The 1,589-nt window shown below is 34.1% G+C and carries 2 protein-coding genes; both read right to left on the bottom strand.

The window, feature by feature from the left end:
• Positions 1-116: 116 nt before the first annotated feature.
• A complete protein-coding gene (locus VB118_11645) occupies positions 117-491 on the bottom strand; it encodes a hypothetical protein (GenBank protein ID MEA4833252.1) in 375 nt (124 codons plus the stop codon).
• 510 nt (positions 492-1,001) lie between these two features.
• Positions 1,002-1,139, bottom strand: a complete 138-nt coding sequence (locus VB118_11640) for a hypothetical protein (GenBank protein ID MEA4833251.1) — start codon at positions 1,137-1,139, stop codon at positions 1,002-1,004.
• Positions 1,140-1,589: the final 450 nt, after the last annotated feature.

The raw sequence follows: 1,589 nt of genomic DNA, 5'->3' as shown, positions 1-1,589 counted from the left end.
TCTTCGCACTTTGGACATTGCCGCTAAATGGACTAAACCTTACCCAAACTGGAGCGTTGTCCGCGGCAAATTGGATATTTTATTTGGCGATGGATGGGATCGGTAATTTAGAGTGTTTACACAATGAGCTTGACAAGGTCAATTAATTTATTCGTATCTGATGTACTCCATAATAAATAATTATTACTGTCATATACATTTATAGAATAATTACATGGCGAAGAGAAATTTCCTATCCAAAAATTTGTTAATCCGTCTGTAGCATATGTTATAGAATACCAGTCTTGATCGCTTGTTGATGAAATATAACCCCATACATTATCATCATCATTTATTGTGTTAGCGGTATAAAAAGTATTGTTCGGTTCTGATTCGTATGTTGTTGCACCCATAAGAGAAAATTGAAAATCAGGTTGTGTGTTGTTTTGGTCGGAATCATTATATGATATTGCAGCTGATGCATTAATTCCGAAAACAAAAACTAATAACATAACAATGAAAACTCTTGAAATTGATCTCATAGTATTTCTAACTCCTATATTCTTATTAATTCCGTTTTTTTATGATGCTTATAAAGCCGGATAATATTCTTTTGACGTCCCGGAAAACGGTTTTACCGAAAACTAAAATAATTATCCGGCTGAAGGAATAAAAGAGATGTCTTTTTGGGAAAGAACTCTTATTGTTTTACGGTTCGCCACTTCTTTTTACCTCACTTTTAATAATTATAAAATCTATAATATATTATAAATGTCAATATATATGGAAACAAATGCTGAATAATTTACAAATAATAATAATTTGTTCATGATGCGTTCACATGATCTCGTGGCATCGGATAAGTATGTACTTTTCATTGTCCAGAAGCTCTGTTTTGATTTTATCAGAAGAGGGAAACGCTTTCAGGCCGTCAAGGTATATCTTTTCCGCTTTATCAAAGTCGTCCCAGAAATGCAGTTTACCTTCAGATATGACCTGCTCAATTTGATTATCAACTTTACTTACATCAAAATCAAACAGTATATCGAGAGATACTTTAAAAAATCCCGCAATAATCGGTATCTGAGATAATCTGCGAGCTTTTCCTGCGTAACGTCGTTTTTACGGCGTAAGGATTTAATCTTTTCACCTATGGTCATAATGTTTTGTTCCTTTCAGTTATTTCGCAGCTGCAATTATATTATAACAAAAATGAACAAAAGCACAATAACTGCTTAGATGATACTGGTTCAACCATGAGTTGCGATTTACTATTATCAATTGTAAACCTATCGGCAGACGCACAACCTTTCGTCAGTATAATGCACAGCGACAGATACTTATTTTCACGCAATACCGCCAATCGTGCCGCAAGCATATGGAGAGTGTCTGCCAATAAAATTGTACTCGCTAAACTACAATATGTAGTAATATAGCCGGTAAATCATATGATCTACCGGCTAATATTTTGTGTAGTTTTTGTACTTTCGATATCATGCCATTTGCACGGACACAAAAGGAATATATTTGAGCACTTACAAAGATGGGTTAAATTCAGCATTCACAATATATAACAGACAGACAGTATTGTCAAGTTTGTGGTTTCCGCA

This window comes from Oscillospiraceae bacterium, from assembly GCA_034925865.1.
Taxonomy (GTDB): domain Bacteria; phylum Bacillota; class Clostridia; order Oscillospirales; family SIG627; genus SIG704.
The sequence above is the reverse complement of the archived record's forward strand: the minus strand, read 5'-3'. Positions and strand labels throughout refer to the sequence as shown.

Bases quoted from the DNA above. Each gene is read 5' to 3' on its own strand.
- VB118_11645 (MEA4833252.1), bottom strand. From the start codon at position 491: ATGTTATTAGTTTTTGTTTTCGGAATTAATGCATCAGCTGCAATATCA.
- VB118_11640 (MEA4833251.1), bottom strand. From the start codon at position 1,139: ATGACCATAGGTGAAAAGATTAAATCCTTACGCCGTAAAAACGACGTT.